Annotated in this window: 24 protein-coding genes; 12 read left to right on the top strand and 12 right to left on the bottom strand. The window is 37.3% G+C overall.

Translation table 11 applies throughout. From position 1 onward, the window contains the following. Positions 1-32 precede the first annotated feature (32 nt). Positions 33-1,097 carry a branched-chain amino acid aminotransferase gene (locus tag ASE92_RS16165; protein ID WP_056851142.1) on the top strand — a complete coding sequence of 355 codons (1,065 nt, stop codon included), beginning with the start codon at positions 33-35 and terminating at the stop codon, positions 1,095-1,097. Between the two features lie 92 nt (positions 1,098-1,189). Here the strand turns inward: ASE92_RS16165 and ASE92_RS16160 are convergent, their stop codons facing one another. The 5 genes from ASE92_RS16160 to ASE92_RS16140 form a co-directional block, all read right to left on the bottom strand. Then, positions 1,190-1,654 (bottom strand): DUF4920 domain-containing protein, encoded by a 465-nt coding sequence (locus ASE92_RS16160; RefSeq protein WP_056851141.1) that lies wholly within the window; start codon positions 1,652-1,654, stop codon positions 1,190-1,192. A 339-nt stretch (positions 1,655-1,993) separates the two neighbouring features. After that, positions 1,994-3,370, bottom strand: a complete 1,377-nt coding sequence (radA, locus tag ASE92_RS16155) for a DNA repair protein RadA (protein WP_056851140.1) — start codon at positions 3,368-3,370, stop codon at positions 1,994-1,996. Positions 3,371-3,485: 115 nt separating this feature from the next. Next, positions 3,486-5,036, bottom strand: coding sequence for an Rne/Rng family ribonuclease (locus ASE92_RS16150; RefSeq protein ID WP_056851139.1), 1,551 nt, complete (start codon positions 5,034-5,036; stop codon positions 3,486-3,488). 281 nt (positions 5,037-5,317) lie between these two features. Then, a complete protein-coding gene (locus ASE92_RS16145; RefSeq protein ID WP_056851138.1) occupies positions 5,318-6,196 on the bottom strand; it encodes a M48 family metallopeptidase in 879 nt (292 codons plus the stop codon). Between the two features lie 10 nt (positions 6,197-6,206). Then, entirely contained in the window at positions 6,207-6,509 is a 303-nt protein-coding gene (locus ASE92_RS16140) for an HU family DNA-binding protein (RefSeq protein ID WP_010601128.1), read from the bottom strand. Positions 6,510-6,676: 167 nt separating this feature from the next. On the opposite strand from ASE92_RS16140, the gene mutY reads away from it, so the two are divergent. From mutY to ASE92_RS16125, 3 genes are all read left to right on the top strand, one after another. Further along, on the top strand, positions 6,677-7,720 hold the full coding sequence (gene mutY, locus ASE92_RS16135; RefSeq protein ID WP_056851137.1) for an A/G-specific adenine glycosylase: 1,044 nt from the start codon (positions 6,677-6,679) through the stop codon (positions 7,718-7,720). A 70-nt stretch (positions 7,721-7,790) separates the two neighbouring features. Next, complete coding sequence (locus tag ASE92_RS16130) at positions 7,791-8,228, top strand: single-stranded DNA-binding protein (protein WP_056851136.1); 438 nt, start codon at positions 7,791-7,793, stop codon at positions 8,226-8,228. Positions 8,229-8,236: 8 nt separating this feature from the next. Further along, positions 8,237-9,316: a hypothetical protein gene (locus tag ASE92_RS16125; RefSeq protein WP_056851135.1), complete on the top strand. Its 1,080-nt coding sequence runs from the start codon at positions 8,237-8,239 to the stop codon at positions 9,314-9,316. A 34-nt stretch (positions 9,317-9,350) separates the two neighbouring features. Here the strand turns inward: ASE92_RS16125 and glmS are convergent, their stop codons facing one another. From glmS to ASE92_RS16110, 3 genes are all read right to left on the bottom strand, one after another. Continuing rightward, positions 9,351-11,189 (bottom strand): glutamine--fructose-6-phosphate transaminase (isomerizing), encoded by a 1,839-nt coding sequence (gene glmS, locus ASE92_RS16120; protein WP_056851134.1) that lies wholly within the window; start codon positions 11,187-11,189, stop codon positions 9,351-9,353. A gap of 134 nt (positions 11,190-11,323) precedes the next feature. Next, the gene (locus ASE92_RS16115) at positions 11,324-12,724 is read right to left on the bottom strand and encodes a DUF4270 domain-containing protein (protein ID WP_056851133.1); all 1,401 of its coding nucleotides are present in this window, start codon (positions 12,722-12,724) and stop codon (positions 11,324-11,326) included. Positions 12,725-12,745: 21 nt separating this feature from the next. Continuing rightward, positions 12,746-13,570 carry a glycogen/starch synthase gene (locus ASE92_RS16110; RefSeq protein ID WP_056851223.1) on the bottom strand — a complete coding sequence of 275 codons (825 nt, stop codon included), beginning with the start codon at positions 13,568-13,570 and terminating at the stop codon, positions 12,746-12,748. Positions 13,571-13,719: 149 nt separating this feature from the next. On the opposite strand from ASE92_RS16110, the gene panC reads away from it, so the two are divergent. From panC to ASE92_RS16090, 4 genes are all read left to right on the top strand, one after another. Continuing rightward, entirely contained in the window at positions 13,720-14,565 is an 846-nt protein-coding gene (gene panC, locus ASE92_RS16105) for a pantoate--beta-alanine ligase (RefSeq protein WP_056851132.1), read from the top strand. Between the two features lie 146 nt (positions 14,566-14,711). Beyond that, positions 14,712-15,062: an aspartate 1-decarboxylase gene (gene panD, locus ASE92_RS16100; RefSeq protein WP_056851131.1), complete on the top strand. Its 351-nt coding sequence runs from the start codon at positions 14,712-14,714 to the stop codon at positions 15,060-15,062. A gap of 4 nt (positions 15,063-15,066) precedes the next feature. Next, the gene (locus ASE92_RS16095) at positions 15,067-16,050 is read left to right on the top strand and encodes a lysylphosphatidylglycerol synthase transmembrane domain-containing protein (RefSeq protein WP_157255769.1); all 984 of its coding nucleotides are present in this window, start codon (positions 15,067-15,069) and stop codon (positions 16,048-16,050) included. Positions 16,051-16,229: 179 nt separating this feature from the next. Then, positions 16,230-17,369 (top strand): acyl-CoA dehydrogenase, encoded by a 1,140-nt coding sequence (locus tag ASE92_RS16090; RefSeq protein WP_056851129.1) that lies wholly within the window; start codon positions 16,230-16,232, stop codon positions 17,367-17,369. A 66-nt stretch (positions 17,370-17,435) separates the two neighbouring features. On the opposite strand, the gene ASE92_RS16085 is transcribed toward ASE92_RS16090, so the two are convergent. Further along, the gene (locus tag ASE92_RS16085) at positions 17,436-17,780 is read right to left on the bottom strand and encodes a phage holin family protein (RefSeq protein WP_056851128.1); all 345 of its coding nucleotides are present in this window, start codon (positions 17,778-17,780) and stop codon (positions 17,436-17,438) included. Between the two features lie 17 nt (positions 17,781-17,797). Here ASE92_RS16085 and ASE92_RS16080 point away from each other — a divergent pair, with 17 nt between their 5' ends. The 4 genes from ASE92_RS16080 (at position 17,798) to infB (ending at position 23,204) form a co-directional block, all read left to right on the top strand. Next, the gene (locus ASE92_RS16080) at positions 17,798-18,229 is read left to right on the top strand and encodes a hypothetical protein (RefSeq protein WP_056851127.1); all 432 of its coding nucleotides are present in this window, start codon (positions 17,798-17,800) and stop codon (positions 18,227-18,229) included. A 121-nt stretch (positions 18,230-18,350) separates the two neighbouring features. Then, positions 18,351-18,815: a ribosome assembly cofactor RimP gene (gene rimP, locus ASE92_RS16075; protein WP_056851126.1), complete on the top strand. Its 465-nt coding sequence runs from the start codon at positions 18,351-18,353 to the stop codon at positions 18,813-18,815. 2 nt (positions 18,816-18,817) lie between these two features. Next, on the top strand, positions 18,818-20,062 hold the full coding sequence (nusA, locus tag ASE92_RS16070; protein ID WP_056851125.1) for a transcription termination factor NusA: 1,245 nt from the start codon (positions 18,818-18,820) through the stop codon (positions 20,060-20,062). 61 nt (positions 20,063-20,123) lie between these two features. Continuing rightward, complete coding sequence (infB, locus tag ASE92_RS16065) at positions 20,124-23,204, top strand: translation initiation factor IF-2 (RefSeq protein WP_056851124.1); 3,081 nt, start codon at positions 20,124-20,126, stop codon at positions 23,202-23,204. A gap of 288 nt (positions 23,205-23,492) precedes the next feature. Here infB and ASE92_RS16060 read toward each other — a convergent pair whose 3' ends face one another. The 3 genes from ASE92_RS16060 to ASE92_RS16050 are packed head-to-tail and all read right to left on the bottom strand — an operon-like array spanning position 23,493 to position 26,310. Next, a complete protein-coding gene (locus ASE92_RS16060) occupies positions 23,493-24,566 on the bottom strand; it encodes an acyltransferase (protein ID WP_056851123.1) in 1,074 nt (357 codons plus the stop codon). Next, positions 24,566-25,579: a hypothetical protein gene (locus ASE92_RS16055; RefSeq protein WP_056851122.1), complete on the bottom strand. Its 1,014-nt coding sequence runs from the start codon at positions 25,577-25,579 to the stop codon at positions 24,566-24,568. Before ASE92_RS16055 ends, ASE92_RS16060 begins: the two co-directional genes overlap by 1 nt. Then, positions 25,576-26,310 carry a glycosyltransferase family 2 protein gene (locus tag ASE92_RS16050; RefSeq protein ID WP_056851121.1) on the bottom strand — a complete coding sequence of 245 codons (735 nt, stop codon included), beginning with the start codon at positions 26,308-26,310 and terminating at the stop codon, positions 25,576-25,578. The genes ASE92_RS16055 and ASE92_RS16050 overlap by 4 nt, the downstream gene beginning before the upstream one ends. Positions 26,311-26,332: the final 22 nt, after the last annotated feature.

Here is a 26,332-nt window from a genome sequence, read left to right as displayed (position 1 = left end):
ATTCAAAATTCTCTCATCCCAAAATTTAAATTATGACCGAGACACTAGATATAAAAATCACCAAAGCTGATCAGACTCGTTTGACAGTGACAGATTTTTCTCAATTACCATTCGGTAAAGTTTTTACCGACCACATGTTTACCGCCGATTACGAAGATGGCGAATGGAAAAATTTACAGATTATTCCTTACGGACCTATTCCGATGAGTCCAGCAATTTCTGCCCTTCATTATGGTCAGGCTATTTTTGAGGGTTTGAAAGCTTATCGCCAACCCGATGGAAAAATTAGTGTATTCCGTGCTGACAAAAACTTTGAGCGTTTTAATAAATCTGCAGCGAGAATGTCTATGGCTACTATTCCTGAAGAAATATTTATGCAGGGATTAGCAGCCTTAATTAATGTTGATGAGAAATGGGTGCCGAATCAGGAAGATTATGCGCTTTACATTCGTCCGGTTATGTTTGCTACCGATCCTTACTTAGGCGTGAGAGCATCGGATACTTACAAGTTTGCCTTATTAACAACGCCTACCGGCCCTTATTATAGCTCTGCTTTACAAGTTAAAATTGAGACGGAATTTACCCGTGCCGATGAAGGTGGAGTTGGATTTGCAAAAACCGCTGGAAATTACGCCCGTTCACTTTATCCCTTTGAGCAAGCCAAAAAAGAAGGGTTTGATCAATTAATCTGGACAGATTCAGTAACTCACGAATATATTGAAGAAGCTGGCACTGCCAATTTGATCTTTGTAATCAATGGAAAGTTAGTTACACCTTCCATTCGTAGTACGGTATTGGATGGCGTTACACGAGATACAATTATTAAATTGGCCAAAGATGCAGGCATCGAAGTGGAAGAACGTAGGGTCTCTGTTGCAGAGGTGATCGAGGGTATTAAAAATGGTACTTTAACTGAAGCTTTTGCTGCAGGTACCGCGGCTACAGTGACTCACGTTGGTGTAATTGGTTACAAGGGCGAAACTTACCAATTATCAGACCCATCAACAAGGCATATTTCTAATGGAATAGCTAAGAAATTAAATGATATTCGATATGGCTTAGCGCCAGATGAATTTGGGTGGAACTGGGTATTATAAATCTAATCAAGTATAAAAAAGCCTCGAAAATTTAAGTTTTCGAGGCTTTTTTGTTAAGCTTGATTTTAATCTTTGCTCCTTAATCTTAATTCTTATTTATCTAAGATCACAACACCTTTAGCTTCAAAAGCCAATTCCTTTTTAGGGTCAGTAATTTTAGCGACTTCTTCTGGCGATTTTTTAGCATCTTCAGCATAGTGACGTAACGTCTCTACCGAAATGGTTTGCTTTTTTGCTATACCATCCAGAACAACATTTTTGCCAACAATATCCATTGGCATGAAGAATGCATAATCTTTAAAGGTTACCCTCATCGGATCGCCGTTTGGCATTTGCAAAGTCATCCAACATCCTTTTTTCTTACAAACATCAACCACTTTACCTTCAATCTTCATGTCGGCAGTTTTTTTGTCGCCCATGGCAGCTTCCATTTTGGCAGCGGGTTTCACATCGCCAGGCTTAACTTCTTCGCCAAATTTCTGACCTGTGTATGCAGTTTGTGCAAAGCCGATTGCTGCAAATAAGCAGAAGCCCAGACTTAAAATGATCTTTTTCATTATTTTAATTTTTAAGATTTTTTGCAGTTTCCTATCTGAACCAAAGTTATTTAAATTTTCCTCAATAGCGAAAGCAAAAAAAATCCTCGTTAGCTCTCACTAACGAGGAAAATCATCCCTATTGTTATAGATCACATCCCATGATGTACAACATATTACCTTAGGCAAATGTTAATCCAAACTACCAGTGTATAAGTAGGTGTTCTTTATTGTGCTGATAGTCAATTATTTATTAGGTTTTAGGGGCCTTTGCCAAAAAAATATCAGCTGTGGAAATGGGTAAACAAATCAACTATCTAAATAAATCTGTAGAAAATATTCCCCAACATTTGAGTGTATCTAGCCGAATATCATTCCAAAAACTTCCTCAATTTTGCTTACTGCTTTAATTTCCAGGCTATATTTAGCAATATCAATACCTTTTAAATTGTATTTAGAAATATAGATCGTTTCAAAGCCCAGTTTATCTGCTTCTGCTATTCGTTGTTCTATTCTATTTACTGCTCTTATTTCACCAGATAAACCAACCTCAGCGGCAAAACAGTTTTTGGATGATATTGGAATATCTTGTTGTGATGAAATGATGGCTATTAAGACTGCCAAATCGATTGCAGGATCTTCGACCCTGATTCCGCCAGCAATATTTAAGAATACGTCTTGCGTACTCAGCCTAAAACCACAACGTTTTTCAAGTACGGCTAAGAGCATATTCATCCTCTTGGTGTCAAAGCCAGTTGCAGATCTTTGCGGGGTTCCGTAAGCTGCAGCGCTCACCAATGCCTGTGTTTCTATCAACATGGGCCGGGCGCCTTCCAACATAGCAGAAACAGCAATTCCACTAAGCTCTTCATCTCGTTGCGATAAAAGAATTTCTGATGGATTGGAAACCTCTCTCAAACCACTTCCTTGCATTTCATAAATCCCAAGTTCTGCTGCGGCTCCAAAACGATTTTTGATTGAACGTAAGATGCGGTAAACATGATGTCTGTCGCCCTCAAACTGCAATACGGTATCAACCATGTGTTCGAGTATTTTTGGTCCGGCAATGGCACCATCTTTTGTAATGTGGCCGATTAGAAATACGGGAACCCCAGTTTCTTTCGCAAAGCGTAAAAGCTCTGCAGTACATTCCCTTACTTGCGATACACTTCCTGGAGTAGAATCGATGTGAGAAGAATGCAGCGTTTGGATGGAGTCTACCACCAAAATTTCTGGCTCCAAAATTTCTATCTGCTTAAAAATATTCTGGGTAGATGTTTCTGTCAGGATATAGCAATCAGCAGATGGACTTTCTTTAATTCTTTCTGCCCGCATTTTTATTTGCTGCTCGCTTTCCTCTCCAGAAATGTACAGTATTTTTTTGCCTTTCACGTTCAGTGCCAATTGCAGCATCAGGGTTGATTTCCCTATCCCTGGTTCTCCCCCGATAAGCACCAATGATCCTTCTACCAAACCACCGCCTAAAACGCGGTCAAGCTCCTTATCACCAGTTGCAATTCTTCTTTCAATGGATGATTCAATCTCATCAACTTTGCTGGGTTTACTCAATTTTCTTGAGCTGGTTTCGGTTTTCCAGGTGGGTACTGATGTTGTATTTTTTTCGATAACTTCTTCTACAAAGGTATTCCATTGGTTGCATGAAGGGCATTTACCCAACCATTTCGCCGATTCGTAGCCGCAGCTCTGACAGAAGTATGCTGTTTTAGTTTTTGCCAAGTGAATTTTGATTTTAGATTTACGAATTTAAGTGTTAAAGCCCGCAAAAGCTAAATCACTTTTAAACAAAAAAGCCTGAACTTTTAAAGTTCAGGCTTTGAATAAATGTTTTGAGTTATAATTTTATCTCTTCATCTTTTGATGAGATAAAGTGGAATTCGTTTAGATAATACGATGATTGTGCTTTTACTTTGATCCACTGGCCATATTTAAAGAACCAACGCCGCTGTAAATTAAAAATCCCTTTCGTTATATATGCTTCTATGTAAGGATGAACGCAAAGGGTTACGCCTTTTTCATTCTGTTCACGTAAAATATAATTTAGGTTATTTTCAATATCATCCATTAAAACGATACTCGCCTTAATTTCTCCAGTACCTCCACAGGCTGGACATTTTTCTACCGTAACAATATTCATCTCCGGACGAACACGTTGTCTGGTGATTTGAACCAAACCAAATTTACTTGGAGGTAAAATGGTGTGTTTCGCTCTATCCAATAACATCAGCTCACGCAAATAATCGAATAGCATTTTACGGTTTGTAGGCTTGTGCATATCGATAAAATCGATTACCACAATGCCGCCCATATCACGCAAGCGCAATTGACGGGCAATTTCTTTAGCCGCCTCTTTGTTTACCTGTAAAGCATTTTCCTCTTGGTTTTCTTTACTGGCAGTACGGTTTCCACTGTTCACATCTATCACGTGAAGTGCTTCGGTATGTTCTACAACTAAGTAGGCTCCACCCGGTAGGTTGACTGTTTTTCCGAAAGCATTTTTAATTTGCTTTTCTATCCCAAAGTGATCGAACATGGGTTCTTTCTGCTTGTAAAGCTTCACGATTTTTTCCATTTCTGGAGAAATATCATGTACATAAGAACGAATATCGTCGAAAAGCTCTGGTGTGCTCACGTAAACGTTTGTAAAATCAGGATTAAGAATATCACGAATTAACGTAGAAGATCTGTCCATTTCGCCCCAAACTCGCTTTGAGGGCTCTGTTGAAGGCACTTTTTTAATGAAGTTTTCCCATTTAGCAATCAAATCCAAAAGATCTTTTTGCATTTCGGCAACTCCGCGGCCTTCAGAAACGGTTCTGATAATTACTCCAAAATTTTGAGGCTTAATACTTTCAATAATCTTTTTTAAACGATTACGTTCGGTATTACTTTTAATTTTTTTTGATACAGATATGGTATTGGAGAATGGCACCAGTACCACATACCTGCCGGCAATCGAAATGTCGGAACTCAAACGTGGTCCTTTAGTAGAAATTGGCTCTTTTGCAATTTGTACCGGAAGGAGCATGTTTTTAGAAAGCACATCAGAAATTTTGCCTGCCTTGTTTATATCGGCTTCTAGCTTTAAATTATCTAATAATGTGCCTGTAACCGAGCCATTACGCTTGATCTTAGTTAGCTTAATTAAAGATTGCACCTGAGGGCCCAAATCAAAATAATGCAAGAAAGCATCTTTTTCATAACCCACATCTACGAAAGCAGCATTCAGACCAGGCATAATTTTTTTAATGCGGCCTAAATAAATATCGCCTACGGCGTAGTTATTATTGATTTGTTCTTTGTGAAGCTCAACAAGTTGTTTGTCTTCAATCAACGCTATGGTAACTCCGGCAGGAGTCGAATTGATAATTAATTCTTTTACCAACAGCTACAGATTTAAGGCTTACGCCTATTAACAAATGGATAGTAAACGTGAAAGAAACTTTGATGTAGCCTTGATCATGAGAAAAAAATCACATAAATACTTTAAACCTCACAGTTTACACTATGAGGCTTAAAGGGCTTAATCAAAATAAGAAACTATTTTTTCTTATGTCTGTTTTTTCTTAAACGTTTTTTACGTTTGTGGGTAGCCATTTTATGTCTTTTTCTTTTTTTACCGCTTGGCATAGTTTTAAGTTTTAAATGTTTTTATTAATCCGTTAATTAATTTTTATTCTTTAGTTCAGCTACTTTTTTATCAATAAATGATGATAAAGTTGGGTTAGCCGCTAATTTTTTGCTGTCTAAGTAAGCATCAACTGCTTCTTTGTTTCTGCCTAAATTTTCTAAGGCTGTGCCTAAGTAAAAGTAAGCTTCGGGTGTTGGTGAGGTTGCAATAACCGTTTTAAAACGTGGTATCGCTTTATCAAACTGACCTGATTTAATAGAAAAGATTCCTAAGTTCATGTTGGCCTTCACATTTTTAGGCTCTTTAGCAACCACTTCAAGCAGCATTGCAATACCTTGCATTGGTGCGCCCAAACCGTTTACTATTGTAACACCTAAACCTGTTTTTGCCTCTATATTAGTAGAATCTGTTTCTAATGCTTTTTTGTAAGATGTATTGGCCTTTTGCAATAATGCTGGTTGGGCCAAGCTATCTTGTGTACTTTCAAAAGCTTTTATAAATTGATTTCCTGCTGCTAACCACGTTTTAGTTGATGGTTCGCCTTGTGCAACAACTTCTAAATAAAGTGCTGATGGTGTGATTTGCTCAACATCATCCCATTTCTGAGCCAGTTGTTTTGCGAAATCAAGTTTCTCTGTTCCTTTAGCGCCTTTGTAACTATTTTCTAATGCGGTAATATCAGTAGCTAAATTTTTGTTTAGTACATTCTTTGCGGCTGTAGAAGAAGTTTCGATGCTAATTGCAGATGAAGTAGAAGAACTTTCTGCTCCGGCCATCTGGCCGCTTGCAGGCATTTTTCCGTTCTCTTCAGTTGGTTTAACTAAACCTTTAATGTCTCTGGTAAATAAAAAAGCAACAAGCAATAAAACTGCTCCAATAATGATGATTTGTTTCGATCTTATGCTGCTATTCATAAATTAAGACTTAGGCTTCTACACTAATTTTTTTAGAGTTGCTTTTCACTTTATCAACAAAAACTTTTGCTGGTTTAAAGCTAGGTACAAAGTGTTCTGGGATAATTATTGCAGTGTTTTTAGAGATGTTTCTAGCAGTTTTTTGCGCTCTCTTTTTAACAACAAAGCTTCCGAAGCCTCTTACATAAACATTTTCACCGCCAATCATACTCGTTTTGATAACCTTGAAAAATGCCTCAACTGTTTCCTGTACATCAACCTTCTCAATTCCGGTTTTTGTTGATATTTCTGAAATAATATCTGCCTTAGTCATATTTACTTATTTATATATATTGTGTTTTATATTACTACTGTTTTGGGGTTGCAAAAGTATTGCTTTTTAATGAGATAGGGAAATAAAAGATGATTTTTTTATCAGTTAAGTTATCACTCGATTGCAAGTTTTTTTTTTAACCGATAATTACACCGTAATTTGCAGTAATGACATTCCAAAATGAATTGATAAATTGGTATCAATCAAACAAAAGAGATTTGCCTTGGCGGCATACAAATGATGCCTATACTATCTGGTTATCAGAGATTATACTACAGCAAACCCGTGTTGAACAAGGCTTACCATATTTCAATAAATTCTTAGAAAACTTTCCAACTGTCCAAGACTTTGCAGCTGCTACAGAAACAAAAGTTTTGAAGCTTTGGCAAGGATTAGGCTACTACTCCAGAGGGAGAAATATGCATGCAACTGCGCAAATTGTAGTCAATAATTTCAATGGAATCTTCCCAAGCATGCATGATGAACTATTAAAATTAAAGGGGATTGGTGAGTACACGGCTGCAGCAATTTCTTCATTTTCATCGGGAGAAGCAAGGGCCGTTGTTGATGGAAATGTATTCCGGGTACTTTCCCGGTATTTTGGCATCAGTACAGCGATTAATTCTCCGGCCGGAAAGAAGGTGTTTTTTGCTTTGGCCAACGAATTGTTATATCAGAAAGATCCTGCATTGTATAATCAGGCCATTATGGAATTTGGGGCAATACAATGCAAGCCGAAATCTCCAAATTGTAATGTTTGCCCATTAAATCAAAGTTGCTATGCGCTAAAAAATAACCTGGTTAATGCTTTACCTGTTAAGATTAAAAAGGCAGCCCAAAAACATCGTTTTTTAGACTATTTTGTTTGCCAATCAGATGAGAAGGTTTTGATTAGGGAACGTCAGGCGGGTGATATATGGCAGCATTTGTATGATTTTCCCAGCATTAACTTGGAGGAGCAGATCCCTTGGACAGGCATTTCTTTCGAAGAAAAACTAAAATCTACATTTGGATCAGGAGCTGAGGTATCATTTATCGCTAGCAAAAAACATATATTAACACACCAAATTATCCATTTACGTTTTTTTGCATTAAAAAATTATATATTTAACTTTAGTAAACAAAAGGAACTTAATTGGGTTTCCTTAAGTGAACTGGATGATCTGCCACAACCGAAAGTTATTCATGATTTTATAAAAGAATATCTTTAGGAGAAGTAAATGGAGTAACTAACCATTGAGGCGATTTTATTATTTATAAAAAAAACTAACCAAAATATTTATGTCTGGCATTAACAAAGTTATTTTAGTAGGCCACTTAGGCAAAGACCCGGAAGTACGTCATTTAGATGGCGGCGTAACTGTAGCCAGTTTTCCTTTGGCTACATCAGAAACCTATAACAAGGATGGGAAAAGAGTTGAACAAACCGAATGGCATAATATTGTATTGTGGCGTGGCCTTGCAGAGGTAGCATCAAAATATCTTCAAAAAGGAAAATTGGTTTACATTGAAGGCAAACTCAGAACACGTTCTTTTGAAGACAAAGAGAAGGTAAAGAAATATGTTACCGAGATTGTTGCGGAAAATTTTACAATGTTAGGGCGAAAAAGTGACTTTGAGCAAAGTCCTACTGCCGCCGTGCCGCAAAGTACAGAGTCGAAGATTCAGGATGAGTTTACTATTGGTCCATCAGATGAAAATGGAGACTTGCCCTTTTAAAGCTTTTTATGGATAATAAAAGTAAATTGGTACATCCGCTTTTCGTATTATCAATTTCACTTTTAATCATTAACGATTTTTATCTCAAGTATACTTTTCACAATACCTTTACGGGGAAGCTATCAGATTTCGTTGGTCTGTTTGCTTTCCCATTTTTTTGGAGTGTTATCTTTAAAGATAAGGCAAGACAAATACATATCGGCACAGCAGCACTGTTTGTTTTTTGGAAAGCAGAATGCGCACAGCCTGTAATTGATTTTATAAATTTATTCGGCTTCAAAACCTTTAGAACCGTAGATTACACAGACTATCTTGCGTTAACAAGTGTAATCTTCTCGTACTGGTGTATTAACCGGCCAGTTCCGTTTGCAGCCAAAGCTGCGCTACCGAAAGCATTGCTCGTAGTTTCTCTTTTTAGTTTTGTTGCAACGACGCAAAAAAGAGACGCACCCAGCTATGAGGATGGTTTTAAATCAATTGATATCCATAATCAGGGAGATACAAAACTTATTGCCATTGTTGATTTTAGATATTCCAATGCAAACATTATTCAGGATAGTAGCTTAAACAATGAGTTTAATCGTGTCGATACATTAACGCTACTTCCAGGTAGCAGCGAAAGATTTATTACGCCAAATCCTCAAGTAAATAGTGTAGAATTTCCGTCAGGTTTTAAAATTACACTTCTAGATAGTTTAGGGAAACAAATTAAAGGTTATGATAAAGAACTTTTTTTGAAGGAGGCCACGATAAGTTATACTGAAGAAAAAAGCACTGAGTTTTCATCATCCTGGAGCCTTACAATTGGGAAGAAACCTGCGGAAAAGTTGAAGCCCTTCAAAATATATGGAAGGTGGAAAACAGTATCATCTTCCAAAAATCAGCATACATTTGAAATTAGGGAAAAATATTATTATGATGTAGATCCAGATAGTGAACTAGCGAAATATGAAATTCGGGATAGCACTGTTATGATTACCTACCCTAAATTAATAAGGGAGGGGCGGATTTTACAGATCGACAATAGAACCTTGACGATTAAATGGGATAATAAAAAAGTCTTGAAATATGAGAAACTTTATGATTAGACCTGCTCAATTTTCATGAGCAGGTCTAATAATTTTATTCTACAGTTACAGATTTTGCCAGATTTCTTGGTTGATCTACATTACAGCCTCTCATTACCGCGATATGATAGGATAATAGTTGTAAAGGTATAGTGGCCAATAAAGGTAAGAAAGCTTCATTCGCATCAGGAATTTCGATACAATAATCGGCCATTTTTTTCACTTCAGTATCTCCTTCGGTTACGATTGCAATTACTTTTCCTTTCCTGGCTTTAACCTCCTGAATATTGCTGATTACCTTCTCGTATGATGAATTTTGTGTTGCAATAAATACTACGGGCATCTCCTCATCAATTAAAGCGATTGGGCCGTGCTTCATTTCGGCAGCAGGATAACCTTCTGCGTGGATGTAAGAAATTTCTTTAAGCTTTAACGCACCTTCTAATGCAACAGGGAAACCACTTCCTCTGCCTAAAAATAAACAATTTGTGGAGTCTTTTATTTTTTCCGCCACTTGTTTGATGATATCGTTAGATTCAAGGCCTTTTTGGATTTTCTCTGGAATGTTATCAAGCTCGGTAAGTAGCTCGATCATTTTCGAAGTGGTAATTGTGCCTTTCTGTTGCGCCATGTAAAAAGCCATCAACGTTAGTACAGTAACCTGGGCCGTAAAAGCTTTGGTTGATGCTACACCAATCTCTGGTCCGGCGTGAGTATAAACACCAGCATGTGATAGTCTTGGAATTGAGGCTCCGGCAACATTGCATATCCCGAAAATAGTAGCTCCACGTTCTTTAGCCATTTCAATGGCTGCCATGGTATCTGCTGTTTCGCCAGATTGCGAAATAGCAATTACTACATCTTTCTCCGTGATGATTGGATTACGGTATCTAAATTCTGAAGCATATTCAACTTCCACAGGGATTCGGGCGTATTCTTCAATCAAATATTCCCCCACCAAACCAGCATGCCAAGAAGTACCACAGGCCACGATGATGATTCGGTCGATATTTTTTAATTTCTCCGCAAATTCTTTTATCCCTCCTAATTGAACCTTTCCTTCTTCCGGATAAATACGGCCACGCATACAATCTTTAATGGATCTAGGTTGCTCGTAAATTTCTTTTAGCATGAAATGGTCAAAGCCGCCTTTTTCAAGCATTTCTAACTTAAGCTCCAACTCTTGAATTAGAGGTGTTTGTACCACATTATCCAATTGCTTAACTAAAAGATCATTTTTAGTGATCAATGCAATTTCATTATCCTTCAGGTAGATAACATTGTTTGTATATTCTATGATCGGAGTAGCATCAGAAGCAATGAAATATTCGCCTTTACCTACACCAATTACCATAGGGCTTCCTTTTCTAGCTGCGATTAAGCGGTCTGGATTCTCTTTATCCATGATTACAATAGCGTAAGCGCCACTTACTTCATGTAAAGCCAAACGTACAGCTTCCAACAAATCAATCTGCTCAATTTTTTGAATTTCTTCAATCAGATGGATTAGTACCTCTGTATCAGTATCACTATCAAACACATGTCCACGGGCTACTAATTCTTCTTTCAAAGTAGCATAGTTCTCAATGATGCCATTGTGGATAATAGATAATTTCTGGTTGTTTGACGTATGTGGATGAGAATTACGATCTGAGGGAACGCCGTGGGTTGCCCATCTGGTATGGCCCATACCAATGGATCCAGAACGATCCTGACTTTCAGCAAACTCTTCAAGTACGGCTACTTTTCCTGCTTTTTTATAAATATGCTGACCGCCTTCATTCATCAAGGCAATACCTGCGCTATCATAACCGCGATATTCTAGTCTTTTTAATCCTTTAAGTACTATGGGCCAAGCTTCCCTATAGCCTATGTATCCTACTATTCCACACATAAAAATTTGAGATATAATTAATCGGACGAATATACAAAACAAACGTTTGTTTTGTATTGTAAACAAAAATTTACATCGCAAAAAAAAGCCTTGACCATTTATAATGGTCAAGGCTTCAAGAATAATTAAATCTTTTAATTTATTTTGGTATAATAAATATTGAGTTTGATTTTATTAGTGGCATTTCCTGCAGATCCGATTACCGCTCTGCCTGCTGATGTAACATCGGGCAAAACATAGGCATTTGTTGGTGATGTAGGTGTTACCAATGATGTTGGCGCCAAGAATGTACCGTAATCAGTTAATTTTTTATCGATAAGATCTTGTACATATGATGTTACGATAAACACATATCTATTTTTTAATGAATCAAAATATCCATCAAAGTAAGGCCCGGTAATAGATGAGCGGGGGTCATTAGGATTATTATCTGGTAAAAATGTAGGCTGCTCGGCAATATCCCAGCGATATAGTGAAAGCCGTTGTGCTGGTGCAAATGGATTGGCAAAAGTACCAGCGCTTAAATCAATAACCAACTCTGCTTTATTTACCAGCGCTTTGCCATAAGTATTGGTAAAGTTAGCAAGTGTAGGGAAAGAAATCTTCGTTTTTAAGCCCGCTAAACCTTGCAGGTAGGTTACGTTGTACTGCGTATTTGCATTTGCCGGAAGTAATTGTGTAGCTACATCAGTACCCGTATAATCATGTTTGATATTAGCTGCTGCGTTAGTTGCTGCCAAAGGAAAATTTACCGATACCGTATCTTTGCCATTTGAGGTATTTGTTTTTTTATAAACCAATTGCAGATACGAACTTGTACTTGCAAAGTTTAAAAATGCTACGCCACCAGAACCTGTAGTGTTTTGTTTGTTTACCTCAGCATATAAACCTTTGAAATAGTCTACAAACTTAGCTTCAGTTGATGTTGCAGCAGGAGCCAGGTTCAAGATTGTAGATTGTATAAAATCTTTATCCAGTTTAATCCTGATTTGTGCGGGTACAGTTTTCAACGTATCTGCCTTTCCGGCAATAATATCAAATACTTTGATTTTTGTTTTTGGAAAAATTTTACTGTTAAAATTACCCAGTAATTGAGCATTATGTGCCTGCACATCCGAACTCTTGTATTTAGTGATTTTATTCGTGAGCTGATAAACATCAATACTATATTTAGTAGTTGCTGTATCTCCGTAAAACTGGCTTCCAAGGTTTAACACCAATATTGCAGAATCTAACACTGGTGTTGTTCCAAAATCTTTACTCAAAACATCAGGAACAACAGTCATTGCAACACTAGATTCCGTTTTGCCGAAAATAGGATCAACCATGTATCCTAAGGGATAGCCCGTTAAGCCTGATGTATTCACATCCCCTTCTTTAATAGTTTGCGATTTGATCGGCTCGTTATTGACCAATGTTCCGGTAATAGCAGTGCTAGGATCAACATCTAAACCCACACCATCAGGGTTTTTACACGATGCAAAAAGAAAAAGACCTATCAACAGGGTTAATAAGTCTTGTTTTGTAAATTTCATATTTAAATAATAATACCTTAATTAAGCAAGAGAAACCAATTCGTCATTTGAAATTTCTTCATAAAAATTATAGAAGTTTTCAAAATTCTCGGTTAAGTTAAAAGCTAATGTTGGCTTATTAGAATCTTTAACAAATTTTAACACAGCTGCATCTAAGTTTTCATCTGCTAATACTACTGCATCAGAGTGAGTTATAGCCCCGATGTGCATGCTATTACAATCAGAAGGTAAGAAAGCTTTTGTATCCTCTTCAGTCATGTTAGCCATTACTGCTTTCTTAGCGAAATTAGCGTTCAATTTTTCTTCAAATGAATCCTCATAAACCGAGTAAACAACTTTAGAATTTTTAAACGTTGGATCGTTTTTGTAAGTAGTTTTAATGTAAGCAGGAACTAAAGAACTCATCCAGCCGTGGCAGTGAACGATATCCGGAGCCCAACCTAATTTTTTAACGGTTTCTAAAGCGCCTTTGCAAAAGAAAATTGTACGTTCATCATTGTCGTCAAAGAATTTTCCACTCGCATCTCTAAATACTTGTTTGCGTTGGAAATACTCTTCGTTGTCTAAGAAATAAACCTGCATGCGTGCAGCTGGGATGGATGCTACTTTAATAATTAAGGGGTTATCGTTGTCATCAATAATGATGTTCATTCCCGATAAGCGGATTACTTCGTGTAAACGATTTCTTCTTTCGTTGATGTTACCGAACTTTGGCATCAAGATGCGGATTTCGAATCCTTTTTCTTGCATCGCCTGTGGTAATTGACGTGTGATTTCAGAAATTTTAGTAAGCTCGAGGAAAGGCGACATCTCGTGTGTAACAATCAGCAGCTTCGTTTTTGCCATCTCCATATTCTAAGAAAATATTAAGTTAAATAAAAGATAATGAGCTGCAAAGGTAAGCATAATAATACTATTTATCAATATAGGCAAGCATTTGTTTGGTTTCGTTTAGATTATTTTACACCTTTACTGCTTTAACTTAGATTGTCCAATTGGAAATATTTAAAACCAAATCAGCGCTTAAGGCTTTCTTAAATCCTTTAAAAGCATCGGGTAAAAAAATAGCACTTGTGCCTACAATGGGTGCTTTGCATTATGGCCATATTTCTTTAATTGATTTAGCCAAAGAAAATGCCGACATCATTATCTGTAGCATTTTTGTAAACCCTACCCAATTTACTGATCCCAAGGATTTAGAGAAATATCCTCGCCCCATAGAACATGATTTAGCCATGTTGAAACAAGCGGGTTGCCATGGTGTTTTTATGCCCAATGTAGAAGAAATGTATCCGCAAGGTGCTGATGAAAACTGGCATATTGATTTAGGGAATGCAGAGTTTTTATTAGAGGGTGCTTTTAGAAAAGGTCACTATCAAGGCGTAACTCAAATTGTGAAAAAACTTTTTGATGCTGTTGAACCCGATGTAGCCATGTTCGGGCAAAAAGATTTTCAACAAGTGCTCATGATCAAAAATATGGTGGCTCATTTCAATTTACCCATTATCCTCATCACTTGCCCAATTATTAGGGAAGAGGACGGGCTTGCCATGAGTAGCCGCAATATCCACTTAACGGCTATCGATCGTGAAAATTCTCTAGTGTTGAGTAAATCGCTGCAATTTGTGATCGATAATTTTGAAAAGCTGCCTTTAACGGAACTCGAAAATAGGGCGAAATTATTTTATCAAAACCTTAATGGGGTCGAATTAGATTATTTTACCATTGCGAATGGCGATACGTTACAACCGGCAAAATTGAAAAACGAAACGAACCTTGTTGCACTGGCGGCCGCCAAGGTTGGTACAACAAGGTTAATCGATAATATGATAATCAAATAAGGGAAGATGTATAATTAAGAGTAATACTGAGTCTATAGCTAGATGAGATTCTTTGACTTTCTAATTTTAAATTCATTTTTGGATTCAAGTATTTGAAACTCCAGACTGATGCCTAAAAACTCCAAACTGATTACTAACTTTGCCAAATGGTTATCACAATATTAAAATCGAAAATACACCGTGTTAAAGTAACACAGGCCGAATTGAATTACGTTGGTAGTATTACGATTGATGAAGATTTAATGGATGCAGCTAACATTATTGCAAATGAAAAGGTGCAGATTGTAAATAATAATAACGGAGCCCGATTTGAAACTTACGTAATAAAAGGTGAACGCGGTACCGGAACCATTTGTTTAAACGGTGCAACAGCTCGGTTGGCACAATTAGGTGATGTACTCATTATCATGTCGTATGGCGCTCTCCCAATTGAAGAGGCTAAAAAATATAATCCGATACTTGTATTTCCTGATGATAACAACCATTTGCTAAAATAACCTTGTGACATTTGACCTAAAAACAGCGTTTAAGTATATCATCCTGTTTTTAATAGGAATGGGGGTTTTGTACTTAGCATTTCGAGGTCAGGATTTAGCAAGAATATGGTTTGAGATTAAAACAGCAAACTATTTTTGGGTTGCTACCTCTGCTGTTTCTGTTTTAATAGCACATGTTTTAAGAGCCTTAAGGTGGCAAATGCTCTACAAATCCATCCAGTACAATGTTACTTTTTGGAACACCTATCACGCTGTAATTATTGGTTATCTGACTAATTTAACCTTGCCTCGTTTCGGTGAAATCGGCCGTTGTTCGGTGATGCAAAAAGTAGAAAGTGTGCCTATGTTTGCTTCAGTAGGCACAGTAATCACCGAGCGGCTTTTCGATGTACTTGTGCTTCTGCTCACAGCTGCTGCAATGGTCATGTTGCAATACGATCTGGTTTCCGGATTTTTACACGATACCATTTACCTCAATCTTGTTAATAAAATTTCAATTATAAGTTTTCTTTGGCTTATCGGCATAGCCATTTTACTGGTTGGTATTGTTTTTATTTCCATTTATTTTCTTCGGCAAAAGTTTAGCAAAAAACTGCTGAGGGTTTTTGTGAATCTTCGTCAAGGCTTCGGTTCGTACAGGAAATTAAAGCAAAAAGGTTTATTCCTGGTTTACACGCTTGGTATGTGGACTTTTTACTTATTGTCTATGTATTTTGCATTCTCGGCTATTCCATCTACATCCGGCTTGAATTTTGACGCCGCCTTTACAGCAGTTGTATTTTCGGGCTTTGCCATGGCTGCACCGGTTCAGGGTGGAATCGGCGTTTTTCATTGGGTTGTTGCCCAGGCATTAGTATTATATGGCATATCATTTAAAGATGGCTTAGCTTATGCAACCATTATTCACTCTTCGCAGGTTCTACTTATTCTTTTTCTTGGAAGCATTAGTTTATTTATTATTTTAAGTAAGAAAGCCAAAATCAAATAAATTATTTGGGCGTTTTTACACGCTGTCCGCTGTATCCCCGATGAAAAATCGGGGGATGCCGCTTCCATCGTTAACGCAAAACCCGGCAGATGTAAAATGTTAAAAATATTACTATGCAGCCATAGTAATTCTAATTTGAAATGTTACATTTGTTTACTAACCTTTTATACATAAATGTTATGCATTTCGAATTAAGTGAAGAACAGTTAATGATCCAGCAGGCCGCCCGCGATTTTGCGCAGCAAGAATTGAAGCCTGGTGTAATCGAAAGAGATGAACATCAAAAATTTCCTGCCGAACAAGTTAAAAAACTAGGAGAACTTGGTTTTTTAGGAATGATGGTGAGTGAAAAATATAACGGAAGCGGACTTGATGCCATCTCCTATGTGTTGGTGATGGAAGAGCTTTCGAAGATCGATGCTTCTGCATCGGTGGTGGTTTCTGTAAACAATTCGTTGGTTTGTTACGGTTTGGAGGCTTATGCAAGTGAAGAACAAAAGGAAAAATATTTGAAGCCTTTGGCTGCAGGAGAAAAAATCGGCGCTTTCTGTTTATCAGAGCCCGAGGCCGGATCTGATGCTACCTCTCAAAGAACAACTGCCGAAGACAAGGGCGATTATTACTTGTTAAACGGAACCAAAAACTGGATTACTAACGGTGGTACTGCATCAACATATCTAGTTATTGCGCAAACCCATCCCGAATTACGCCATAAAGGAATCAATGCTTTCATCGTAGAAAAAGGAATGGAGGGATTCACAATTGGTCCAAAGGAAAATAAACTGGGGATTCGTGGATCGGATACTCATTCTTTAATGTTCAATGATGTTAAAGTACCCAAAGATAACAGGATAGGGGAAGATGGATTTGGCTTCAAGTTCGCGATGAAAACTTTGGAAGGTGGAAGAATCGGCATTGCGGCGCAAGCATTAGGTATTGCGCAAGGTGCTTTTGAATTGGCTACTCAATATGCCAAAGAACGTAAATCTTTCGGTAAACCAATTTCAGAACATCAAGCTATTGCTTTTAAATTAGCAGATATGGCTACTCAGATTGAAGCCGCAAGATTGCTGGTTTATAAGGCGGCGTGGCTTAAAGATCAAGGTTTGCCTTATACACAGGCAGGTTCTATGGCGAAGTTATTTGCTTCTAAAGTGGCTATGGATGTAACCATTGAAGCAGTGCAAGTTCATGGTGGTTACGGTTTTGTAAAAGAATATCACGTAGAACGTTTGATGCGTGATGCTAAAATTACCCAGATTTACGAAGGGACTTCAGAAATTCAGAAAATGGTTATTTCGAGGGAAGTAATTAGATAGTCCTCAGTCCGAAGTCTATAGTCTCTAGTCTAAATCGACTGAAGACTACAAACTCAAGACTAGATATTAATCTTTATCTCCTGCTACTGCGCCGAAAATAGCTTTTATTAATGCCACAATAATAGCTAAGAAAGCAGCTGCTAAGAAACCTGATGTATTGAAAGACGTCATCATATTGTCTACCAAAAGAATCATCAAAACGGTAATGATGAAAGAGACTAAGCCCAATGTTAAAAAGTTGATCGGGAAAGTCAGCAATCTTAAAATAAAACCTATAGTAGCATTTGCTAGGGCTATTAAAATTGCAGCAATAAGCGCACTCATATAGCCAGATACCTCAACCCCAGGTACCAGTTTTGCCCCGATAAAAAAGGCCAATCCCATCAAAAGGATTTCGATAATTAATCTCATAATGTTTAATTTTGTGAATGTTTAAAAGCTTATTTAAATTTTTGGCTACTGTTGTAACAACATCATTTATTGTTTCATGTTCTGCTACAAACAATAAACCATCAATTAAGTTTTCTAGGGATAGTACATCAATTATAATTAAAAATTTTGATGAGCCAAGCCTCCTGCAGGTTAGAAATGCATATTTAAATAATGCAGATTCGAATAAGTTGGTATCTGTGTTCAAGCAGGCTGGAGAATTGGATAGTTTACAAGATGATATTCTGGTCTCGGGGAAATTTAAATTCGCAGGAGACTCCCTTGTTTTTATGCCCTGGGAGCCTTTTACAAAAGGTAGCGCCTACATTGTAGAAAGTTATATTGATGTGAAATTTGGTAATGCTGGAAAGTTAATTACTGGCAAGGCCAATTATAATCTACAACCACAAAAAGAACTACTTAAGCGGTAAGAATCAGCAGAATAATTAAACGCAGTGTTTGATTTTACATATAATTTTCTTACATTTGCATCGTAATCGAAGAAAAGAGAAGGGGACCGTGTCCCCTTTTTCTATGAAATCAGGTTAAAATATGCAGGTAGAAAAGAGAGTTGCAGCCCTTGTAGAGGAAAAAATTGCAGATCGGCCAGAGCTTTTTTTGGTTGAGGTGAAAATGTTGCCAAACAATAAATTAATTATTCATGTTGATGGTGACGAAGGTATTAGCATACAGGATTGTGTAGCCATAAGCAGGCATGTTGGTTTTCATTTAGAAGAAGAAAACGTAATTGAGCAAGCTTATAATTTAGAAGTTTCTTCGCCAGGTGTTGGCGAGCCTTTGAAGTTAAATCGCCAATATGTTAAAAATATTGGACGCACTTTAAGTATTAAATTAAACGGCGGGCTAAAAAAAGAAGGAAAGCTTTTATCGGTTACAGAAGATAACCTAATCATTGAAGAATCGGTTAAAGATAAAGGGAAAAAAGCGGCTACCGTACAAACAGAAGTGCCGTTTAATGATATATTAGAAACAAGTGTGTTAATTTCATTTAAATAAAAATGAGTACTACAACAATTAATTTGATCGACTCTTTTCAGGAGTTTAAGGATTTTAAAAATATAGATCGCCCTACGGTGATCAGTGTGTTGGAAGAAGTTTTCCGTAGTATGTTGCGTAAAAAATACGGAACAGACGAAAACTGTGACGTAATTGTGAATCCGGACAACGGGGATTTGGAAATCTGGAGAACGAGAAAGGTAATGGAGGATGGATTTTCTGAAGATGACGATCTGGAAATTGAACTTGCAGAGGTTTCTAAACTAGACAGTACTTTAGAAGTTGGTGATGATTATATCGAGCAAATTACTTTAGAGAGTTTCGGCCGCAGAGCGATTTTAGCTGCCCGTCAAACTTTGGTTTCTAAAGTATTGGAATTAGAGAAAGACGAAATCTTCAAAAAATATAAAGATCGTGTAGGTGAAATTATCACCGGCGAGGTTTATCAGGTTTGGAAAAAAGAAACTTTGGTTTTAGATGATGAAGGTAACGAACTTTTAATGCCTAAAACTGAGCAGATTCCTGCAGATTATTTCAAAAAGGGTGATTCTGTGAGAGCAGTAATCTCAAAAGTAGAAATGATCAATGCGAATCCAAAAATTATCATTTCGAGAACGGCGCCAGAATTTTTGCAACGTTTGTTCGAATTGGAAGTTCCGGAAATTTTCGACGGTTTAATCACGGTTAAGAAAATTGTTCGTGAACCAGGTGAGCGTGCTAAAGTTGCGGTAGAGTCTTACGATGATCGTATTGATCCGGTAGGTGCTTGCGTAGGTATGAAAGGATCACGAATCCATGGTATTGTACGCGAATTGAAAAACGAAAATATTGATGTGATTAACTTCACAAATAACATTTCATTATACATTACCCGTGCTTTAAGCCCGGCAAAAATCACTTCAATTAAATTGGATGATGAAACTAAACATGCATCGGTTTACTTAAAACCAGATCAGGTTTCATTGGCAATCGGACGTGGCGGACACAACATTAAACTGGCTGGTAAGTTAACTGGTTACGAAATTGATGTGTATCGTGAAGCTGGTGAAGAAACGGACGAGGATGTGGATCTAGAAGAATTCTCAGATGAGATTGATAGCTGGATCATTGATGAATTAAAGGCTATCGGTTGCGATACTGCTAAAAGTGTATTAGCACTAACAGTAGAAGATTTGGTAAAACGCACCGACTTAGAAGAAGAAACCATTAAAGAAGTGGTTCAGATTTTACAGTCAGAATTTGAATAAGTGGTGTAATTGCCAAATAAACACTACTTTTGTATTATTAAGAAAAAATAACAGGAGCTAAATGTCAGACGACAAACCAATCATTTTAATTAAAGCTATTAAAGAACTTAATATAGGCATGGGTACGGCCGTTGAGTTTTTAAACAAAAAGGGATTCTCTGCCGAGAAAAGCCCTATGTTTAAACTTACGGGAGACATGTATAATGCCTTATTAAAAGAGTATCAGGGAGATAAGATCGTAAGAGAAGAAGCCAAACAAATAGTGATTGGTAAAATACGTCGCGACGAGCCTGAGACTGAAAAGCCAGTAGAAGCGCCGAAGAAAAATACAGACTTTGAAAAAAGCGATGAGATTCTGATTAAGAATGCTCAGTCATTTAATCCTCCGGCAGAGAAACCTAAGGTTGCTGAAACACCAGCACCACAGGCAGAAACTCCTGCTCCTGCGGCAGCAGAACCAGTGAAAGAAACTAAGGCTGAAGATAAAGCGGAAGAAACCGGTTTACCAGGTGTGAAAATTGTAGGGAAGATCGATTTAAATGATCTTAATTCGAAAACGCGTCCTTCTAAAAAGGAAGAAGCACCTGTTACTCCACCTGCACCAGCAGCTAAAGTTGAGGAGCCAGCTAAACCAGTTGAGCAACCAAAAGCAGAAGAGAAACCTGTAGAGGCTAAAAAGGACCTGCCTGCCGCAAAGGCTGGAGAAGCTCCGGCAGCTCAGCCTGCTCCAACAGCTCCAGTTACTCCAGAAGTTAAAACACCAGAGCCAGCTAAACCGGTTGAACAGCCTAAAGCAGAAGAAAAACCTGCAGAGGTTAAACCGGTAAGTAACGAGCCTGAAGTTATAAAAGCACGTACCGTTAAATTAACTGGTCCTAATATTATTGGTAAAATTGTTTTACCAACTACGCCAGATAGAAGAAACGGTCCTGTAGCCTCATCTAGCGATAGTGAAGCTGCAAAACGTAAACGTAAGCGTAAAAAAACTCCTGGAGCTCCAGGTCAGCATGGTGGTCAGGGTCAGCAAGGGCAAAACCCTGCAGGCCAGGGTGGCGCACCAGGGCAACCACGTCAACCTTATCAAGGTAACAGGCCAGGTGGTGGTACACCTTACCAAGGTAACCGACCAGCCGGGCAAGGCGGAACTCCTTATCAAGGAAATAGAAATAACAACAGACCAGGTTTCCAAAATAGAAATGCTACACCAAGCGGACCTAAAGAAGAACCTACTGAGAAAGAAATTCAAGATCAAATTAAAGCAACACTTGCTCGTTTAAGTGGAGCTGGTAAGTCTGGTAAATTTGCTCAACGTGCTAAATTACGTCGTCAGAAACGTGATGATGTTGCTTATAATGCAGAAGAGGCAGCAAATGAGCTTGAATCTCAATCGAAAATATTAAAAGTAACAGAATTTGTTACGGCGAATGAGTTAGCAAGCATGATGGATGTTCAGGTGACCAAAATTATTGGTACTTGTATGAGTCTTGGTATGTTCGTATCAATCAATCAACGTTTAGATGCTGAAACTTTAACCATCGTTGCTGATGAGTTTGGTTACGAAATCCAATTCGTTAAACCAGATGAAGATGAAGAAAACGTAATTGAAGAAGTTGATAACGAAGCAGACTTAATCGAAAGAGCCCCGGTTGTAACGATTATGGGTCACGTCGATCACGGTAAAACTTCATTGCTGGATTATATCCGTAAAGCAAATGTGGTTGCTGGTGAGGCAGGTGGTATCACGCAGCACATTGGTGCTTACATGGTAACTACCCCATCAGGTAAAAAGGTAACTTTCTTAGATACGCCTGGTCACGAAGCCTTTACAGCGATGCGTGCCCGTGGTGCTAAGGTTGCAGATATTGCTATTATCGTTATTGCTGCGGATGATGCTGTGATGCCTCAAACAAAAGAGGCAATTAACCACGCACAAGCAGCAGGCGTACCATTAGTATTTGCTTTCACAAAGGTGGATAAACCAGGTGCAAATGCAGATAAAGTTCGTGAACAATTATCAGTAATGAACATTTTGGTTGAGGATTGGGGTGGTAAATATCAATCACAAGAAATCTCAAGCAAAAGCGGTTTAAATGTAGATTTACTTTTAGATAAAGTATTATTAGAAGCTGAATTATTAGAACTTAAAGCTAATCCTAATAAGAGAGCTACAGGTTCGGTAATTGAATCAGCATTAGATAAAGGTCGTGGTATTGTAACTACGGTATTGGTTCAAGCTGGTACATTAAGAGTTGGGGATCCAATTTTGGCTGGTAGTTACAGCGGACGTGTAAAAGCGCTAACCAACGAACGTGGTATGAAGGTAGAATCTGCAGGCCCATCGCAACCGGTACAGGTTTTGGGTATGCAAGGCGCACCTACAGCGGGTGACCGTTTTAACGCTTTAGAAAGTGAAACTGAAGCACGTGATATTGCAAACAAACGCATGCAGTTACAACGTGAGCAAGGTTTACGTACACAGAAACACATTACCTTGGATGAGATTGGTCGTCGTTTAGCGATTGGTAACTTTAAAGAGCTTAACATCATTGTTAAAGGTGATGTGGATGGTTCGATCGAGGCATTAGCCGATTCATTGTTGAAACTTTCAACTGAGCAAATCCAGATTAACATCATTAGTAAAGGCGTAGGTCAGATTTCAGAGTCTGATGTATTATTAGCTTCTGCTTCTGATGCGATCATTATCGGTTTCCAGGTTCGTCCATCAACAGGTGCCCGTAAGTTAGCTGAAGCTGAACAAATCGATATCCGTTTGTACTCTATTATTTACGATGCGATCAACGAGATCAAATCGGCAATGGAAGGCATGTTGGATCCAGAATTTGAAGAGAAAATTGTGGCTAACGTGGAGATTCGTGAAACTTTCAAAATTACTAAAGTAGGTACCATTGCAGGTTGTATGGTATTGGATGGTAAGATCACCCGTAACAGCAAAATCCGTATCGTTAGAGATGGAGTTGTGGTTTACACAGGTGAGTTAGCATCACTTAAACGCTTTAAAGATGATGTGAAAGAAGTGAACAAAGGTTACGAGTGTGGTTTAAACATTCAAAACTTTAACAACATCGAAGTTGGCGATATTGTAGAAGCTTACGAACAAGTAGAAGTAGCTAGGAAATTGTAATATTTCCCATCCATAAATGTTAAAGAGTCTCGAATTTATTCGGGACTCTTTTTTTTGCATCAGATTTCATCGTCTAAAAGGATCCGATGATAGTGTGCTTTTTAAATTTCCAATTATGGACAGATCATCTATTAGCTTTAAAACTCTGGAAAGACGTTTAAATAAGCTAATGCTTACTAGCATTATGATGGTAGATAAATAGGCAAAATGCAATCTTTATGTTGCGACCAGACCGTTAATCAACATTATGAATTGCTATAATCGGCTAGTAGTTTTTGTTATACTTGATCACTGGCCAATAATCCATGATATTTTCTTGGGCGCCAAAGCAATCAACCTGGCTAAAAAATAAGCAGTTGGATAAACAATCAAAAACCTAACAACTTGTAAGACAACCAGCACATAGACAGATTTTTGATTATCGTGAATTTGTAAAGGCTGAAATATTAATGGTAATAAATAGAATACCAATAACTGATGAATTAAGTAAATTCCAAACGTTGTTTCTCTTGGTTTAAATTTCTCAATAAAACTAAAGTTAGCATATCTAAATAGAAAAACGAACATTACCAACGAATAGAGAATATTGGAAATACGTAGCGTATTAAATGGATCGTTAGGTAAGATGTGCATTAAGTTAACTGATTCTATGCATGAAAGAAAAAATGTAAATGCAATAGCTACTGCGAAATGCCAGAATTTAATGTTTTCTACCCAATTACAAAATCTCTCGAAGTTTTGATTTAGCTTGAATCCTAGCCACAGGTAAAATATAAAGCCAAACATGGCGATTGTATGCTCAGTTGGAAATATTTCAAGATATAGGTTTGCGGAATAGCAAAATGAAAATATGGCTAAGATGCCTCCGAAGATATTTGAAAATAAATATTTCCTAAATACCAGCAAGGTAGCAATGCACACCATAAAGTTTAAGATAAACCAATAGCTTGTGTCAGTAGTAATGTGGATAATATTTTCGAAAAATTTACTTACAGGGTTAATAAGTAATTCCATATTATCGGATTTTATATACTTCACGTACCAACTTACATAAGTTAAAATAAGCATTGCTGAGCACCAAAACAACCATGGTTTAATGGTGTTGCTAAAACGCCTTTTAATGTATTCTCCTGAGCTGTAATTCGTAAACTTATCGCCAATGAGAAAACCGGAAAGAATAAAAAACAGTATGGTTCCAAATTTGAAAATCTGAATGCTTACTGTTTGAACGATCTGTTCGTTAAGTGTTTCAAAATTTCTACCCCAAAATAATGTGCTGTGTTCCATCACTATTCCGAACATAGAAATGAAGCGCAAATTATCGATGAAACTATAGTCTTTGTTCTTTTTCAGCTCTTGCATTAATTTTTATACTGGAATACTTTTTTAATATCTTTTTCAAACACCTGTTCTTCTTCACCAAGTTCAGCTCTGTAACTCACGAAATTTTGGACGTGAGCATCATAGTTTTTGAAACAATCCTCTATTAAAGTTATTATTTCATCTATTTTGTTGGGATTTTTTTCGAATCGGTAAACGTCAGCTATTGGCATGTCTTCTGAATATTGGGCAGACCCATCTCTGCCAATAATCATAATGCATTTCATTATACAAGCTTCTCTAGGCATGCGTTCCTTGCCTGGATGGAAGCCAAAGTCAACGTAAACTTTACTGCGATTCATTAAATCTGCAACTCCATCTGCAGTTAAATCTTTAACAGCTACCCAATTGAAGTGACTGCTTTTTGATATGATAGATTCAAGAAAAGCACCATTTTTTTTAGGGTTATATAATACGATATCTTCCTTGATTTGATTTTTTAAAACACGATCAAAGAATGCGGCGTTCATATAGTCAGATATTTTTCCAGTTATTGAAATGTTATTACTTTTTAAAAATACCTCAGAAAAATAGGAATGTCTGATGTGGTATAAAGGTAATTTCCGCAATCTAGCAGGAGTTGGAAGCGGAGGATTTATATGCGGATTGATGATTGACTTTAAGGCATAAAATTTCTTTTTCTTAATCTTTTCCTTCCAAGGTTCGAGGCACTCCCAATAATAAGATACGCTTAGCCACCAAATTGCTTTCTTCATTCGAGAATAAGCCTTTTGATAGATAGGATATAAGTTAGATTCAGGGATAATCAACAAATGATTTGAACTATTTTCCACTTCAAAAGTGAAGGGTACATTGTAGCTTTTGTATTGAGGATGAACTGGATCTGAATGATTGGATGCGACGTAATACATTAAGGCATTGAAGCCAATTTTATTAAGATAGTGACCTAACTGATGCAATGCTTCAGGCCCGCCGGTAGCTAAACCCGCAGGACATTGAATAAATATTTTTGCACCTTTGTTCAATTCTATCATACCTGGTAGTTTTTGTATTCTTCTACAATAGAATTTAAACCGGCCATACTGTATTTTTCAAGTTCTCTATCCATATGGCCATATTCACGGGCATAATGTGGGCCACACGCATGCAAACAATAGTGATCTCTAATTAAACCGGATTTTAATTTTAGTTTTCTGCTAAACAGGTTTACTAATAGCCCATCTTCAGATTTTGACATATCCAAATTTGTAAGTAGAAACCTAAGTTTGATTTTATTGTAATTTGTTTTCTTAAAGCAAGCACACCATCCGCCAGTTGGGCCTTTTTCAATTACTTTACCATCACTTACTTCTTCAACATAATTTTCTATTGGAGGTTTAGCGCCTAATGTAAATTCGTTTTGTATTACATTTAAAGCAATAAAACCATAGTCAGGAAATGCCTTTAAATAATCAATAAAAAGGTCATCTAATCCCGCAGGAAAGCTAAGTACATCATCATCAACAATGACTACATATTCTCCTTTGGCCATCCCAAATAATTTTTTGTAGGCGTTTAGGCCATAATTCTTCTTTCTTCTTATGATTTTTACAAGCGGATTTGACGCATATTGGTCTAAAACAGCTTCTGTCTCATCTGTCGAGCCATTATCCATCACAATTACTTCTGCCTCATTTTTAGCATTGATTGCAGGTAATAATGCTGCTAAACATTTGTCTAAAAACTTATATCGGTTCCAGGTAAGAATAACAAAGCTAATTTTCATTTTTTATATTGATTACGTAACG

The organism is Pedobacter sp. Leaf41 (assembly GCF_001422545.1).
Classification (GTDB): Bacteria; Bacteroidota; Bacteroidia; order Sphingobacteriales; family Sphingobacteriaceae; genus Pedobacter.
Note: the sequence above shows the minus strand (reverse complement) of the source record. Positions and strands in the feature narration are given on the sequence as shown.

What these genes read in the sequence shown, in the direction of transcription:
- ASE92_RS16140 (WP_010601128.1), bottom strand. Translation starts at nt 6,509, where the DNA reads ATGACTAAGGCAGATATTATTTCAGAAATATCAACAAAAACCGGAATT.
- ASE92_RS16050 (WP_056851121.1), bottom strand. Translation starts at nt 26,310, where the DNA reads ATGAAAATTAGCTTTGTTATTCTTACCTGGAACCGATATAAGTTTTTA.
- ASE92_RS16080 (WP_056851127.1), top strand. Translation starts at nt 17,798, where the DNA reads ATGTTTAAAAGCTTATTTAAATTTTTGGCTACTGTTGTAACAACATCA.
- ASE92_RS16125 (WP_056851135.1), top strand. Translation starts at nt 8,237, where the DNA reads ATGGATAATAAAAGTAAATTGGTACATCCGCTTTTCGTATTATCAATT.
- ASE92_RS16130 (WP_056851136.1), top strand. Translation starts at nt 7,791, where the DNA reads ATGTCTGGCATTAACAAAGTTATTTTAGTAGGCCACTTAGGCAAAGAC.
- panD (WP_056851131.1), top strand. Translation starts at nt 14,712, where the DNA reads ATGGTTATCACAATATTAAAATCGAAAATACACCGTGTTAAAGTAACA.
- ASE92_RS16055 (WP_056851122.1), bottom strand. Translation starts at nt 25,579, where the DNA reads ATGATAGAATTGAACAAAGGTGCAAAAATATTTATTCAATGTCCTGCG.
- ASE92_RS16090 (WP_056851129.1), top strand. Translation starts at nt 16,230, where the DNA reads ATGCATTTCGAATTAAGTGAAGAACAGTTAATGATCCAGCAGGCCGCC.
- infB (WP_056851124.1), top strand. Translation starts at nt 20,124, where the DNA reads ATGTCAGACGACAAACCAATCATTTTAATTAAAGCTATTAAAGAACTT.
- rimP (WP_056851126.1), top strand. Translation starts at nt 18,351, where the DNA reads ATGCAGGTAGAAAAGAGAGTTGCAGCCCTTGTAGAGGAAAAAATTGCA.
- nusA (WP_056851125.1), top strand. Translation starts at nt 18,818, where the DNA reads ATGAGTACTACAACAATTAATTTGATCGACTCTTTTCAGGAGTTTAAG.
- glmS (WP_056851134.1), bottom strand. Translation starts at nt 11,189, where the DNA reads ATGTGTGGAATAGTAGGATACATAGGCTATAGGGAAGCTTGGCCCATA.
- mutY (WP_056851137.1), top strand. Translation starts at nt 6,677, where the DNA reads ATGACATTCCAAAATGAATTGATAAATTGGTATCAATCAAACAAAAGA.
- ASE92_RS16165 (WP_056851142.1), top strand. Translation starts at nt 33, where the DNA reads ATGACCGAGACACTAGATATAAAAATCACCAAAGCTGATCAGACTCGT.
- ASE92_RS16115 (WP_056851133.1), bottom strand. Translation starts at nt 12,724, where the DNA reads ATGAAATTTACAAAACAAGACTTATTAACCCTGTTGATAGGTCTTTTT.
- ASE92_RS16160 (WP_056851141.1), bottom strand. Translation starts at nt 1,654, where the DNA reads ATGAAAAAGATCATTTTAAGTCTGGGCTTCTGCTTATTTGCAGCAATC.
- ASE92_RS16110 (WP_056851223.1), bottom strand. Translation starts at nt 13,570, where the DNA reads ATGGCAAAAACGAAGCTGCTGATTGTTACACACGAGATGTCGCCTTTC.
- ASE92_RS16145 (WP_056851138.1), bottom strand. Translation starts at nt 6,196, where the DNA reads ATGAATAGCAGCATAAGATCGAAACAAATCATCATTATTGGAGCAGTT.
- ASE92_RS16060 (WP_056851123.1), bottom strand. Translation starts at nt 24,566, where the DNA reads ATGCAAGAGCTGAAAAAGAACAAAGACTATAGTTTCATCGATAATTTG.
- ASE92_RS16085 (WP_056851128.1), bottom strand. Translation starts at nt 17,780, where the DNA reads ATGAGATTAATTATCGAAATCCTTTTGATGGGATTGGCCTTTTTTATC.